This is a genomic window from Paracoccus sp. SCN 68-21 (genome assembly GCF_001724535.1).
Classification (GTDB): Bacteria; Pseudomonadota; Alphaproteobacteria; order Rhodobacterales; family Rhodobacteraceae; genus Paracoccus; species Paracoccus hibiscisoli.
This window is the reverse complement of sequence record NZ_MEES01000010.1, coordinates 1-13703: the sequence shown is the minus strand read 5'-3', so window position 1 is coordinate 13703 and position 13703 is coordinate 1. Positions and strand designations below refer to the sequence as shown.

At 67.8% G+C, this 13703-nt stretch carries 11 protein-coding genes and 1 pseudogene; all 12 read left to right on the top strand.

Translation table 11 applies throughout. The annotated features are described in order from the left end of the window. Nucleotides 1-124: 124 nt before the first annotated feature. Entirely contained in the window at nucleotides 125-832 is a 708-nt protein-coding gene (locus ABS73_RS05155) for a type 1 glutamine amidotransferase (RefSeq protein WP_277020874.1), read from the top strand. Continuing rightward, on the top strand, nucleotides 829-2184 hold the full coding sequence (locus ABS73_RS05150; RefSeq protein ID WP_277020876.1) for a glutamine synthetase family protein: 1356 nt from the start codon (nucleotides 829-831) through the stop codon (nucleotides 2182-2184). Before ABS73_RS05155 ends, ABS73_RS05150 begins: the two co-directional genes overlap by 4 nt. Further along, nucleotides 2181-3476: an NAD(P)/FAD-dependent oxidoreductase gene (locus tag ABS73_RS05145; protein WP_277020879.1), complete on the top strand. Its 1296-nt coding sequence runs from the start codon at nucleotides 2181-2183 to the stop codon at nucleotides 3474-3476. Before ABS73_RS05150 ends, ABS73_RS05145 begins: the two co-directional genes overlap by 4 nt. Before the next feature lie 122 nt (nucleotides 3477-3598). After that, nucleotides 3599-3976: a hypothetical protein gene (locus tag ABS73_RS05140; RefSeq protein ID WP_277020882.1), complete on the top strand. Its 378-nt coding sequence runs from the start codon at nucleotides 3599-3601 to the stop codon at nucleotides 3974-3976. Further along, entirely contained in the window at nucleotides 3973-6798 is a 2826-nt protein-coding gene (locus tag ABS73_RS05135) for a response regulator (RefSeq protein WP_277020884.1), read from the top strand. The genes ABS73_RS05140 and ABS73_RS05135 overlap by 4 nt, the downstream gene beginning before the upstream one ends. Before the next feature lie 2 nt (nucleotides 6799-6800). Continuing rightward, nucleotides 6801-7805 (top strand): GGDEF domain-containing protein, encoded by a 1005-nt coding sequence (locus tag ABS73_RS05130; protein ID WP_277020888.1) that lies wholly within the window; start codon nucleotides 6801-6803, stop codon nucleotides 7803-7805. Nucleotides 7806-7977: 172 nt separating this feature from the next. Continuing rightward, on the top strand, nucleotides 7978-9576 hold the full coding sequence (locus ABS73_RS05125; RefSeq protein WP_277020891.1) for an ABC transporter substrate-binding protein: 1599 nt from the start codon (nucleotides 7978-7980) through the stop codon (nucleotides 9574-9576). After that, nucleotides 9577-10647: an ABC transporter permease gene (locus tag ABS73_RS05120; RefSeq protein ID WP_423805173.1), complete on the top strand. Its 1071-nt coding sequence runs from the start codon at nucleotides 9577-9579 to the stop codon at nucleotides 10645-10647. It begins immediately after the preceding gene. Then, the gene (nikC, locus tag ABS73_RS05115) at nucleotides 10644-11567 is read left to right on the top strand and encodes a nickel transporter permease (protein ID WP_277020893.1); all 924 of its coding nucleotides are present in this window, start codon (nucleotides 10644-10646) and stop codon (nucleotides 11565-11567) included. Before ABS73_RS05120 ends, nikC begins: the two co-directional genes overlap by 4 nt. Then, entirely contained in the window at nucleotides 11564-12403 is an 840-nt protein-coding gene (locus ABS73_RS05110; RefSeq protein ID WP_277020896.1) for an ABC transporter ATP-binding protein, read from the top strand. Before nikC ends, ABS73_RS05110 begins: the two co-directional genes overlap by 4 nt. Nucleotide 12404: 1 nt before the next feature. Then, nucleotides 12405-13169, top strand: coding sequence for an ABC transporter ATP-binding protein (locus tag ABS73_RS05105; protein ID WP_277020898.1), 765 nt, complete (start codon nucleotides 12405-12407; stop codon nucleotides 13167-13169). A 165-nt stretch (nucleotides 13170-13334) separates the two neighbouring features. After that, nucleotides 13335-13460, top strand: a pseudogene (locus ABS73_RS05100) (IS3 family transposase); the annotation flags it as partial. Between the last annotated feature and the right edge of the window lie 243 nt (nucleotides 13461-13703).

Below are 13703 nucleotides of genomic sequence, written 5' to 3'. Positions count from 1 at the left end.
GTTTGGGCGCAGCCTAACGCCTGCGGGGCGGTCCGGCCAGACCGCCAAAAGCCGCAAACGCCCCCCTTGCGGCCCCCCCTGCGGGGCGACTAGGCTTTGGTCACAAGCAACATCAAGGTTTTTCATGCGGATCGGCATCCTTCAATGCGGCCAGTCGCCGGCGCAGCTGAAGCGTGATCTGGGCGACTATCCCGACATGTTCATGCGCCTGCTGGACGAGCGCGGCTTCGACTTCACCACCTGGCATGTCGAGGGGATGGCGTTTCCCGACGATATCCACGACGCCGACGGCTGGCTGCTGACCGGTTCGCGCCACGGCGCGTACGAGGATCACGCCTTCATCCCGCCGCTGGAGGATTTCATCCGCCGCGCCCATGACGCGGGCGTGCCGATGGTCGGCATCTGTTTCGGTCACCAGATCATCGCCCAGGCCCTGGGCGGCACCGTGGTCAAGCATCCCGGCGGATGGGCCGTGGGCGCGCAGGATTACGATTTCGGCGGCCAGCTCGTCACGCTGAACGCCTGGCACCAGGATCAGGTCGTGGCCCTGCCGCCCAGTGCGCAGGTCGCGGGCCGCAACGCGTTCTGCGAGAATGCCGCGCTGATCTATGGCGACCGGGCGTTTACCGTGCAGGCGCATCCGGAATTCGGCGACGCCTTCATCCAGGGGCTGATGGACACCCGCGCCAAAGGGGTCGTGCCCGACGACCTGCTGGCGGCGGCCTCGGCCCGCATGGGGCAGGCCGATGGCGCATCCCTGCTGGCCGAGCGGATCGAGGCCTTCTTCAAGCAACCCCGCGCCTTGGCGCGACCGGACAAAGGTGCCGCATGAGCGACTGGACCGAAAAGCTGCCCCAGGCCGCACGCGACTTCATGGCCGGGCGCCGCCTGGATGAGGTCGAATGCATCGTCGCCGACATCGCGGGCGTGGCCCGTGGCAAGGCGATGCCCGCGTCGAAATTCGCGCGCCAGAACCAGTTCTATCTGCCAAATTCGATCTTTCTGCAGACGATCACCGGGGAATGGGCCGACAACCCTTCGGGGGCGTTCACCGAACCCGACATGGTGATGGTGCCGGACTATTCCACCGCCACCGCCGCGCCCTGGACGGCGGACTGGACCATCCAGGTCATCCATGACGCGACCGATCAGCAGGGCAACCCCATGCCCATCGCGCCGCGCAACGTGCTGAAACGCGTGGTGCAGCTGTATCGCGACAAGGGCTGGAACCCGGTCGTCGCCCCCGAGATGGAGTTCTTTCTGGTCGCCCGGAACATCGACCCGAACCAGCCGATCATCCCGCCGATGGGCCGCACGGGGCGGCGCGCCGCGGCGAAACAGGCCTATTCCATGTCGGCGGTGGATGAGTACGGCAAGGTCATCGACGACATCTATGATTTCGCCGAGGCGCAGGGCTTCGAGATCGACGGCATCCTGCAGGAGGGCGGCGCGGGCCAGGTCGAGATCAACCTGAACCACGGCGACCCCGTGGCCCTGGCCGACGAGATCTTCTACTTTAAGCGGCTGATCCGCGAGGCCGCGCTGCGCCACGACTGTTTCGCGACCTTCATGGCCAAGCCCATCGAGGGCGAGCCGGGCAGCGCGATGCACATCCACCACTCGATCACCGACATCGAGACCGGCCAGAACATCTTTTCCGACGACAAAGGGCGCGAGACCCCGGCCTTCCTGCATTTCATCGCCGGGATGCAAAAGCACCTGCCCGCGGCCATCGCCCTGCTGGCGCCCTATGTGAACAGCTATCGCCGCTATGTCCCGGATTTCGCGGCGCCCATCAATCTGGAATGGGGGCGCGACAACCGCACCACCGGCCTGCGCGTGCCGATCTCGGGACCCGAGGCGCGGCGGCTGGAGAACCGGCTGGCGGGGATGGACTGCAACCCTTATCTGGGCATCGCGGCGTCGCTGGCCTGCGGCTATCTGGGCCTCTTGGAGGCAGAGAATCCGCGCGCCGAATGTCTGGGCGACGCCTATATGTCGCGGGACGAACTGCCCTATAACCTGGGCGACGCGCTGGACCTGATGATGGACAATGAGGCCATGCGCGGCGTTCTGGGAGAGGAGTTCACCGCCGTCTATGAATCCGTCAAGCGCAACGAATACAAAGAGTTCCTGCAGGTCATCAGCCCGTGGGAACGCGAACATCTGCTGCTGAACGTATGAACCTGCTGCACCTGAACGACCGGCCCGGCGCCTATCCGCCCAGCCTCTATGCCGCCCAGTGCGGGCCGCAGCCCGACCTGCCGCCCCTGCAGGGCGAGGCGCGGGCGGATGTGGCGGTGATCGGCGCGGGCTACACCGGCCTGTCGGCGGCGCTGCATCTGGCGCGGCGCGGCCTGTCGGTGACGGTGCTGGAGGCGCAGCGCGTGGGTTTCGGCGCATCGGGCCGCAACGGCGGCCAGATCGGGTCCGGCCAGCGCCAGGAGGTCGACTGGCTGGAGGCGAAGCTGGGCCGCGACATGGCCCGCCGCCTGTGGGATCTGGCCGAGGAGGCCAAGACCGCCGTCCGCGATATCGCCGCCGAGGCCGGTGTTCCGGTCCGCGACGGCATCGCCCATGCCTGCCGCACGGCGGCCGAGGTCGACCACGCCCGCCACATGGCCGACCACCTGGCGCGCCATTACGACTACGGGCAGGTCGCGTCCCTGGACCGCGACGCGCTGGCGGCGGCGCTTGGCAGCACGGCCTATGTCGGCGGCGATCTGGACCGGGGGGCGGGGCATGTGCATCCGCTGGCTCTCACGCTTGGCATGGCGCGGCTGGCGCGCGATGCGGGCGCGGTGATCCATGAACGCAGCCAGGTCACCGGCCTGACCCATGGCGCGCCCAGCACCATCCGCACCGATCAGGGCGTTCTGCGGGCTGATCACGTCATTCTGGCCTGCAACGGCTATCTGGGCGATCTGGACCGGGGCGTCGCCGCGCGGGTGATGCCCATCAACAACTATATCGTCACGACCCCGCCGCTGGACGACCACCCCGAGATCCTGCCGGACCGCATCGCGGCGGCGGACACGAAATTCGTGGTGAACTATTGGCGGCTGGACGATGAACGGCGGCTGGTCTTTGGCGGCGGAGAGACGGTGACCTATCGCTTTCCGCGCGACATCGCGGCGGTGGTGCGCCCGCACCTGCTGTCCGTCTATCCGCAGCTGCGCGACGTGCCCCTGACCCATGCCTGGGGTGGGACCCTGGCGATCACCATGAACCGCATGCCCTGTTTCACCCGTCCGGCGCCGAATTGCCTGTCGGCCAGCGGCTATTCCGGGCACGGCGTGGCGATGGCCACCCTGGCGGGACGGCTGATGGCCGAGGCCGTGGCAGGCCAGGCCGACCGGTTCGACGCGATGGCCGCCGTCCCCACGCGACCCTTTCCGGGCGGCGCGGCCCTGCGCAAGCCGCTGCTGGTGGCGGGCATGGCCTGGTTCGGGCTGCGCGACCGTCTGGGGCTCTGACCCCCCGGAACGTCCCCGCAACCGCCAAACAGATCAAACTGGATATTCTTGCATTTGACCGGTCGCGGGACGGGCGGCATCCGCGTGGCTAATCTGGGGCCTTGCAGATGGGACAGGGCAGGATGGCACCCAGAATCACGGCGATGACGGACAAGGCGGCGCAAGGTCGCCCGCGCGATGGCGTCCTGGCCTTTCTTCCGGCTTTGGTGCTGGCGCTGGTGGGGCTGGCGGCGCTGTCGGGCCATGCGCTGATGCGCGGCGGTGCCACCGGTCAGTATCTGGTCCTGACGCGGCCCGGACTGCCCGACGCGGTGGTCATGGACATGGTCTATCGCGCGGGCGGCGGGGTCATGGCCTTTGGCTGGCTGCCGGGCGCGGTCCTGACCCTGTCCGACCAGCCTGATTTCCCCGACCGGATGCGCCACGCGGGGGCCTGGGGCGTCCTTGCCGCGCCGGGCAACCTGGGCTGTGCCGCCCCGGCCAGAGGGGGGGCGGCATGAACGTCGAACTGAATGCGCTGCGCGCCCGCTATGGCCGGATGCTGGTCACGCTGCTTTGGGCGCATGTGCCGGTCATCGGGCTGGCGGCGCGGTGGGTGGGCAGCATGTCGCCGCTGGTCGCGATGACGGCGGCGGCAGTCCTGGCCGCGATCTATCAACTGACATGGCACTGGAAACGGACCGCGCCGGTCACCCGCAACATCGCCGCCGTCGTGCTGGTGGCCGAGCCCGCGCTGTTCCTGCTGGTCTTTGAGGGGCATGCTTGGCAGATGGACATGCACATGTACTTCTATGCGGTGCTGGCGCTGAGCCTGGCCTGGTTCGACCGGGCCGCGCTGATGATCAGCGCGGCGGCGATCACCGTGCATCATCTGGTGCTGTTCTATGTGCTGCCCGGTGCGGTCTTTTCGTCCGATGGCGATCTGGGGCGGGTGCTGCTGCACGGCGCCATCGTGGCGTTCCAGACGATCGTCTTGATCTGGGTCAGCGACAAGGTGGTGCAGTCCTTTGACCGCATCGGCCGGATGAGCGACGAGATCGTCGCGAAAAGCGCCGCCCTGGAGGAGCGCACCCGCGAGGCCGAGGAGGCCAACCGCACCAAGAGCATGTTCCTGGCCAATATGAGCCACGAGATCCGCACCCCCATCAACGCGATCCTGGGGTTCTGCCATCTGGTCCAGCGCACCCCGCTGGAGCCGCGCCAGCGCGAACATGTCAGCAGGATCAGCACGGCGGGCGGCGTCCTGCTGCGGCTGATCAACGACCTGCTGGATTTCTCCAAGAACGAGGCCGGGGCGCTAACGCTGGAGAGCCGCCCCTTCGATCTGCGATCCGCCCTGTCCTGCCAGGTCCAGCTGGTGGCCGAGACCATGGCCGCGCGCAACCTGACCCTGCGCCAGGAGCTGGCCCCGGACCTGCCCGAGGTGGTGGTCGGCGACGAGCTGCGCCTGAACCAGGTGCTGCTGAACCTGCTGAGCAACGCCACCAAGTTCAGCCGCGACGGAGAGATCGTCCTGTCCGCCCGCCTGGCCCAGCGCGACGGTGACACCGCCCAAATCGAGGTTTCGCTGCGCGATTGCGGCATCGGCATGACGCCCGACCAGATGGCGCGGCTGTTCACGCCCTTCACCCAGGCCGACAGCTCGACCACACGGCGGTTCGGGGGCACCGGGCTGGGGCTGGCGATCTGCCGCCAGATCGTCGAGCAGATGGACGGCTGGATCCGCGCCGACAGCACCCCGGATCAGGGCAGCACCTTCACCTTTTCCGTGCCGCTGGCCGTGGGCGACGCGGTGCTGGCCGACAGCGCCCTGCCCTGCACCGCCATTCGCGCGCTGCGCATTCTGATCACCGATGATAGCCCCATCGCGCTGAAGATGCTGGAGGAGGCCTTTGCCCGCTGGCAGATGCGCGTTACCGTGGCCGCCTCTGGGAGGGCCGCCCTGGACATGATCAGCGCGGCCGATCAACGCGGATCGGGATACGACCTGCTGATCCTGGACTGGAAGATGCCGGACATGGACGGGCTGCAGACGCTGCGCGCCCTGCGCAGCATGGGCCTTCGGCGCGCACCGGCGGCGATGGTGATGACCGCGCACGGCGTCGATGCGGTCATGCACGAGGCTGCAGGAGAGCGGATCGACCTGTTCCTGGCCAAGCCGATCAATGCACGCAGCCTGATGGACGCGCTGCGTCAGCTGCCGGGCCTGGCCGAGCGGCATCTGGCGGCCAGCGTGGTCGACATGCCCGCGACCGAGGCCCCGCCGCAGGTCCTGGCAGGCCGCCACGTCCTGCTGGTCGAGGACAACCCGATCAACCGAGAGATCGCTGTGGCCCTGCTGGCGGATGCAGGCCTGCAGATCGAGTGTGCCGAAAACGGGCTGATCGCCTGTCAGATGATCGAGGCGGGCACCGTCGATTACGGCGCCGTGCTGATGGACATGCAGATGCCCGAGATGGACGGCCTGACCGCCACCCGTCGCATCCGCCGGACGCACAGCCCGCAGGACCTGCCCATCATCGCGCTGACCGCCCATGCCTATGATTCCGAACGGCAGGCCTGCCTGGAGGCGGGGATGTGCGACCACCTGACCAAGCCCGTGGACCCGGTGCAGCTGGTGACGGTACTGGCACGCCATATCCGCCCGGCGCGCGTCGCGCCCCTGCCGCCGGTGGCGCCCGCCCCCATCGCGGCGGATGGCGCGCTGCCCGACATGCTGCCGCCCTTTGACATCCCGGCAGCCCTGATGCGGGTAAACGGCAAGCGCGCGCTTCTGCGGCGGCTGATCCTGTCCTTTGCCCACGGAAACCGGGATGCGGTGGCGCAGATCCGCCGTCTGGTCGCCGGAGGCCGGACCGAGGACGCGCATCGCGCCGCCCACACGCTCAAGGGCGTGGCCGCGTCGCTGGAACTGCCCGACGTCGCGACGCTGGCCGGCCGGATCGAGGCTGCCTTGGCGCAGCCGGGCGGACAGGCGCTGGACCCGATGCTGGACACGCTGGATGCTGCGCTGTGGCCCGCGATCGCGGCTGCGGACAGCCTGTCCCAGCCTGCCGCCCCCACCGCGCCGCCGCAGGCGCAGGCGCAGGCCCCCGCAGACCCCGCCCTGCTGGGACAGCTGCGCAGCCAGCTGCACGATCAGGTGCGCCGCCGCAGCATGGCCGCGCGCGGCGCCTTTGACGCCCTGGCCGAGGCGCTGCAGCTGGACCCGGCATTGCGAGGTGACCACCCGCTGCGGCAGGCGCTGCTGCGCCTGGACTACGCGGCGGCAGATGCGCTTCTGGACACCCTTCCCTCCGACCACCGACAGCCGAGGTTCTGATCATGGACGATCGCCCGACCATTCTGGTCATCGACGACGAGCCTGCCAATATCGAGATCGTCTCGGCTGTGCTGGAGGACGACTACGAGATCTGCTTTGCCCTGTCGGCCGAACAGGCGATCCAGGTGGCCCATGCCGCCCGGCCCGACCTGATCCTGCTGGATGTCGTGATGCCCGGCATGGATGGCTATCAGCTGTGCCGGATCTTCAAGGCCGATCCGCTGCTGTGCGACGTGCCGGTGATCTTTGCCACCGCCCTGGGCGATGACGAGGCAGAGCTGCGCGGCCTGGCGGTCGGTGCCATCGACTATGTGACCAAGCCGATCCGCCCCGCCACCTTGCTTCGGCGGGTGCGCAACCACGTCCAGATGAAGCGCATGCGCGATCAGCTGACCGAACAGGCGCTGCGCGATCCGCTGACCGGTCTGGGCAACCGGCGCATGCTGGAACGGCGCCTGCAGGCGGAGCTGCACCGGCAGGCGCGCGAGGGCGGGCTGATCGCGGTGTTGATGCTGGATATCGACCACTTCAAGGGGTTCAACGACAGCTATGGCCACCCCGAGGGCGACCGCTGCCTGCAGGCGGTGTCGGCCAGCCTGGCGCAATGCGTGCGGCGGTCCGGCGACCTGTGCGCGCGCTATGGAGGAGAGGAGTTCGCCTGCATCCTGCCCGGCACCGACCTGGACGGCGCCCTGAGCGTCGCCGAGGCGATGCGCGCAGGCGTCCAGGCCCTGGGCATCGCGCATCGGGCGTCGCAGGTGGCGCCGGTGGTCACGGTCAGCATCGGCGTCGCCTCGGGGCGCTGCGACATGGGCAGCGACAATGGCTTCTGGCTGACCGGGGCCGACCGGATGCTGTATCGCAGCAAGCTGGCCGGGCGGAACCGGGTCAGCGGACAGGCCATGACCGCCGAACCCGACGCCCGCGGTCGCAGCCAGTGCGCGCCTGATGGCAGCCACGCCCCCGCCCCCGCCCCGCCACCTGGCGGAGAGGCCCGCACCGGCTGAGCCGGACATCCGCGGACGATGCCGGTCGTTTCATGGGCAGTCGCGGCCCCGGACCCGCAACGGGGCCCGGCCTGCCACGGTGGGGCTTGCAAGCGTTGCGTCGCTGCGTCAGGCTGCACGTTGTGCAACCCTGCATCAAGGCGGGGACCACTCAACGACGGGGAAGATCCACATGACATTTCATCTGACCACGCGCGCCCTGCTGCTGGCCTCCGCACTTGCCCTCGGCCCTGCGGCCTGGGCGGAAACGCCCGCGGACACGTTGGTGGTAGCCCATACCATCGACGACATCATCAGCCTGGACCCGGCCCAAAGCTTTGAGTTCGCGGGCAATGACGTCAACAACAACACCTATGACCGGCTGGTCGATTTCGACCCGCTTGACCCGGATGCGGGATTCCAGCCCAGCCTTGCGACCGCGTGGGAGGTGTCCGAGGACGGGCTGTCCATCACCTTCACCCTGCGCGAGGACGTCACCTTTCATTCCGGCAACCCGCTGCGCGCCGCCGACGCGGCCTGGTCGCTGCAGCGCGCGGTCAAGCTGGACAAGACCCCGGCCTTCATCCTGACCCAGTTCGGCTTCACCGCCGACAACGTCGACCAGATGATCACCGCCGACGGCAACACCCTGACGCTGACGCTGGATCAGCCCTATGCGCCGTCCTTTGTGCTGAACTGCCTGACCGCGAACATCGCCAGCGTCGTTGACATGGAGACGGTCATGGCCAACGAGGTCGATGGCGACCTGGGCAATGCCTGGCTGTCCACGAACGAGGCGGGCTCTGGCGCCTATGTCCTGGCCGCCTGGCGCCCGAACGAGCAGGTGCAGCTGACCGCCTATGAGGAGTATTGGCAGGGCGCCCCGGAGATGAAGCGCGTGATCGTGCGCAACGTGTCGGAATCCAGCGCGCAGCGGCTGCTGCTGGAGCAGGGCGACATCGACGTGGCGCGTAACCTGACGCCCACTGACGTGGAATCCGTGGCGACGGTCGAGGGTGTCAGCGTTCAGGACGAACCGCGCGGCCGCATCCTGTACATGGGCCTGAACCAGAAGGACGAGCTGCTGTCCAACCCCGCCGTCATCGAGGCCATGAAGCATCTGGTCGACTATGAGGGCATCACCGGCAGCTTCCTGAAGGGCCAGTTCGTCACGCATCAGACCTTCCTGCCCCTGGGCTATCTGGGCGTGCTGGAGGAGCAGCCTTGGACCTATGACATCGAAAAGGCGCGCCAGATCCTGACCGATGCCGGGATTGAGGGCGGCACCATCACCACCCGCGTGCGCGACCTGCGCGAATATATCGACGTGGCGCAGACCCTGCAGGCGTCGATGGCCCAGGTCGGCCTGACGCTGAACATCGAACAGATGACCGGCGCGCAGGTGCTGGACGCCTATCGCGCGCGCGAGGTGCCGATTTTCCTGGGCGAATGGGGCCCGGATTATTCCGACCCGAACACCAATGCCGCGACCTTCGCGTTCAACCCCGACAACAGCGACGAGGCCGCTGCCGTGGGCCTGCTGGCCTGGCGCAACGCCTATGAGGTCCCGGCCGAGATGAACGAGGCCACCGTCGCCGCCACCCTGGAACAGGATGCCGACGCCCGCGCCGCGCTGTATCAGGACATCCAGCGCCAGTACCAGGCCGAGGCGCCGATCGTCCCGCTGTTCCAGCGCATCGAACAGGTCGGCCTGCGCGACGGCGTCCAGAACTGGTGGAGCGGCGGGGCGATTTCGTCGGTCATGTATCGTCAGGTGACGAAGGGCGAATAAATGGCCCTGACCGATCCGACCGGCGCCGCGACCCAACCGTCGCGGCGCCACGCCCTGACCCGCAGGCGCGCGCGCAGCGTGGCGGGCACCGTCCTGTCGCTGGCACTGACCCTTTTGGGCCTGCTGCTGGTCACCTTTGTCATCGGGCGGGTCATGCCGATCGACCCGGTGCTGAAGGTCGTGGGCGACCGCGCCACCCAGGCGCAATACGATGCCGCCTATATCGCGATGGGGCTGGACCAGCCGCTGATCGTGCAGTTCCTGTCCTATGTGGGCGACGTGCTGCGCGGCGATTTCGGGCGGTCGATCTCCACCGGGCAGCCCGTGGCGCAGGACATCGCCCGCGTCTTTCCCGCGACGTTCGAGCTGGCGGCCCTGGGCACCTTCATCGGCGTCGCGATCGGCGTGCCCCTGGGCGTGATCGCGGCAGCGCGGCGGGGCGGCATCATCGACCAGGTCGCGCGGGTCGTGGCGCTGGTCGGCTATTCGATGCCGATCTTCTGGCTAGGGCTGATGGGGCTGCTGGTCTTTTACGGCATGCTGGGCTGGGTGGGCGGACCGGGACGACAGGGGATCCTGTATGACGGGATGGTGCCGAACGTGACCGGCATGATCCTGGTGGACAGCCTGCTGGCGCGGGACTGGGCCGCGTTCCGCGACGCGTTCTCGCATATCATTCTGCCGGCCAGCCTGCTGGGGTATTACTCGCTGGCCTATATCAGCCGCATGACGCGCAGCTTCATGCTGGAGCAGCTGTCGGCAGAATACATCACCACCGCCCGCGTCAAGGGCCTGTCCGAACGGGCGGTCATCTGGGGCCACGCGTTTCGCAACATCGCGATCCCGCTGGTCACCGTCATCGCGCTGTCCTTTGGGTCGCTGCTGGAGGGATCGGTCCTGACCGAGATCATCTTCAGCTGGCCGGGCCTAGGCAGCTATATCACCCGCGGGTTGCTGTCGGGCGACATGAACGCGGTGCTGGGCGGCACGGTGGTCGTGGGCGTCTGCTTTGTCCTGCTGAACCTGTTCAGCGACATGCTGTACCGTTTCCTTGACCCGAGGTCCAAATGAGCGCCGTGCCCCACCCCCGAGAGAGCCGGCGCGACTGGCTGCTGTCGGACACGCCGCAGACCCGCCGCCAGGCACGGCTTGGCGCGATCTATCAGGGCTGGCTGACCTTTCGCGCGAACAGGCTGGCGATGGTCGGGCTGATCGTGCTGGTGGTGCTGATCGGCATGGCGATCCTGGCGCCGTGGATCTCACCGCAGAACCCCTATGCGCAGAACCTGGCCAACCGGCTGCAGCCGCCATCGGCCGCGCATTGGCTGGGCACCGACGCGTTGGGGCGCGACATCCTGTCCCGGCTGATCCACGGGTCGCGCATCACGCTGTTCATCGTGGGCACGGTCGCGCTGATCGCGCCGGTCATCGGGTTGCTGATCGGCACGGTCGCGGGGTTCGCCGGGGGCTGGGTGGACCAGGTTCTGATGCGGGTGACCGACATCTTTCTGGCCTTCCCCAAGCTGATCCTGGCGCTGGCCTTTGTCGCGGCCCTGGGGCCCAGCATCGGCAACGCGGTACTGGCCCTGGCGCTGACCGCCTGGCCGCCCTATGCCCGCCTGGCCCGGGCCGAGACGCTGACCATCCGCAACGCCGATTTCATCGCCGCCGCGCGTCTGCAGGGGGCGGGGCGGCTGCGCCTGCTGATCCGCCACATCTGGCCGCTGTGCCTGTCGTCCCTGATCGTTCGGGTGGCGCTTGACATGGCGGGGATCATCCTGTCGGCGGCGGGTCTGGGCTTTTTGGGCTTGGGTGCACAGCCGCCGCTGCCCGAATGGGGCGCGATGATCAGCGACGGGCGAGGCTATATCCTGGACTTCTGGTGGGTCGCCGCCATGCCGGGCATCGCGATCTTCCTGGTGTCGATGGCCTTCAACCTGCTGGGCGACGGGCTGCGCGACGTGCTGGACCCCAAGGGAGACAAGTCGTGACCGAACCCCTTCTGTCCGTGCGCGACCTGCGCGTCACCTTCCCGACCCGGCAGGGCGAGTTTCAGGCCGTGCGCGGCATCGATTTCGACCTGGGCCGCGAACGCCTTGGCGTCGTGGGCGAAAGCGGGTCGGGCAAGTCCATGACCGGCCGCGCGATCCTGGGCCTGGTCCGCCCGCCCGGCCGGGTCGAGGCCGCCCGGATGGAGCTGGAGGGCCAGTCCATCCTGAACCTGCCCGACCGCCAGATGCGTGCCATTCGCGGCGGGCGCATCAGCATGGTCATGCAGGACCCCAAATTCAGCTTGAACCCGGTGATGACCGTGGGCCAGCAGATCATCGAGGCCTATCGCCTGCACGCCCGCGCGCCCCGTGCCGCCGCCCGCGCCAAGGCGCTGCAGATGCTGGAGGCCGTGCAGATCCGCGACCCGGAACGCGTCATGGACAGCTATCCCCATCAGGTATCGGGCGGCATGGGCCAGCGCATCATGATCGCCATGATGCTGGCCCCCGACCCCCAGATCCTGATCGCGGACGAACCCACAAGCGCGCTGGACGTGTCGGTCCGGACCGAGGTCCTGCACATCATGGACCGGCTGGTGCGCGACCGGGGCATGGGGCTGATCTTCATCAGCCACGACCTGAACCTGGTCGCACAGTTCTGCGACCGGGTGCTGATCATGTATGCGGGCCGCGTGGTGGAAACGCTGCCTGCGCGCGATCTGCACCGGGCGCAGCACCCTTATACCCGCGGGCTGCTGAACAGCCTGCCGCGGCTGGATGCGCCGGTGGACCGCCTGCCGGTGCTGGAACGCCAGGACAGCTGGAGGGAAGTTTGACATGCTGAGCGTCGCCGATCTGAGCGTTTGGTTCGGACAGGCCCCGGACCGGGTGACCGCCGTCCACTCCGCATCCTTTGACGTGGCACCGGGAGAGAGCTTCGGTCTGGTGGGCGAAAGCGGATCGGGCAAGTCCACGATCCTGCGCGCCATCGCCGGGCTGATCCCCGGCTGGTCGGGTCGCATCACGGTCGACGGCCGCGACCAGCGCGCCGATCGCCGTGACCGGGCGTTCTTTCGCACTGTCCAGATGGTGTTCCAGGACCCCTATGCCAGCCTGCACCCGCGCCATTCCGTGGATGCTGTCCTGGCGGAGACGCTGCACCTGCAGGGCATGGACCGGATCGACCAGCGCATCGTCACGCTGCTGGATGACGTGGGCCTGGGCCGGGGCTTCCGGTTTCGCTATCCGCACCAACTGTCCGGCGGGCAACGACAGCGCGTGGCGATCGCCCGCGCGCTGGCCGCTGAACCGCGCCTGCTGCTGCTGGACGAGCCCACCAGCGCGCTGGATGTGAGCGTCCAGGCAGAGATCCTGAACCTGCTGTCCGACCTGCGCGAGGAACATGGGCTGACTTATCTGATGGTCAGCCATGACCTGTCGGTGATCGCCCATATGTGCGACCGCCTGGCAGTCATGCAGCAAGGCCGCATCGTCGAGATCCTGCCCGCCGCCCGCCTGCGACATGGCCAGGGCTCGACCCCCTACACCACGCAGCTGATCGCCGCATCTGCCGGCTATGAAGCCGAGGTCGTGCGGCCGTGACTGCCCCTTGCCGGTTAATATTAGGTTCCGATATTTTTGGTTTCAGGCTTAGGCACGAGAGCCATTGATTTTACGCTTTGAGAGGTGGTTCCGGAAATCTGAGCAGCCGGGAGAAGTGGATTTTTCCCGCAACAGCGGCATGATGCTGCAAGTGAGAAAAAGACCATGGCAAGACGCCTACGCCAGAATCACAGCCCGGCATTCAAGGCGAAAGTGGCGGTGGCGGCGATCAAGGTCGAGAAGACCTTGATCGAGCTTGCGCAGGCGTTCGACGTCCATCCGAACCAGATCAACGCCCGTAACCTGTTCAGATCAGCCGAGCCACCTCTTGACCCATCACTGCGACATCGTCGAAACCGGCAACGAGAGCTGGCGCTTCAAGACCCATGAATGACCACGACCCCGCTGGCCCGATACGGTTGCGCTATATGGGGGCTGAGGTGGCTCGGGAAAACCGAACAGCCGGGATAAGTGGATTTTCCGCGCAACAGCAGCATGATGCTGCGAGCGAGGAGATGACCATGACGAGACGAC

What these genes read in the sequence shown, in the direction of transcription:
- ABS73_RS05125 (WP_277020891.1), top strand. Translation starts at nt 7,978, where the DNA reads ATGACATTTCATCTGACCACGCGCGCCCTGCTGCTGGCCTCCGCACTT.
- ABS73_RS05150 (WP_277020876.1), top strand. Translation starts at nt 829, where the DNA reads ATGAGCGACTGGACCGAAAAGCTGCCCCAGGCCGCACGCGACTTCATG.
- nikC (WP_277020893.1), top strand. Translation starts at nt 10,644, where the DNA reads ATGAGCGCCGTGCCCCACCCCCGAGAGAGCCGGCGCGACTGGCTGCTG.
- ABS73_RS05120 (WP_423805173.1), top strand. Translation starts at nt 9,577, where the DNA reads ATGGCCCTGACCGATCCGACCGGCGCCGCGACCCAACCGTCGCGGCGC.
- ABS73_RS05155 (WP_277020874.1), top strand. Translation starts at nt 125, where the DNA reads ATGCGGATCGGCATCCTTCAATGCGGCCAGTCGCCGGCGCAGCTGAAG.
- ABS73_RS05105 (WP_277020898.1), top strand. Translation starts at nt 12,405, where the DNA reads ATGCTGAGCGTCGCCGATCTGAGCGTTTGGTTCGGACAGGCCCCGGAC.
- ABS73_RS05145 (WP_277020879.1), top strand. Translation starts at nt 2,181, where the DNA reads ATGAACCTGCTGCACCTGAACGACCGGCCCGGCGCCTATCCGCCCAGC.
- ABS73_RS05140 (WP_277020882.1), top strand. Translation starts at nt 3,599, where the DNA reads ATGGCACCCAGAATCACGGCGATGACGGACAAGGCGGCGCAAGGTCGC.
- ABS73_RS05130 (WP_277020888.1), top strand. Translation starts at nt 6,801, where the DNA reads ATGGACGATCGCCCGACCATTCTGGTCATCGACGACGAGCCTGCCAAT.
- ABS73_RS05135 (WP_277020884.1), top strand. Translation starts at nt 3,973, where the DNA reads ATGAACGTCGAACTGAATGCGCTGCGCGCCCGCTATGGCCGGATGCTG.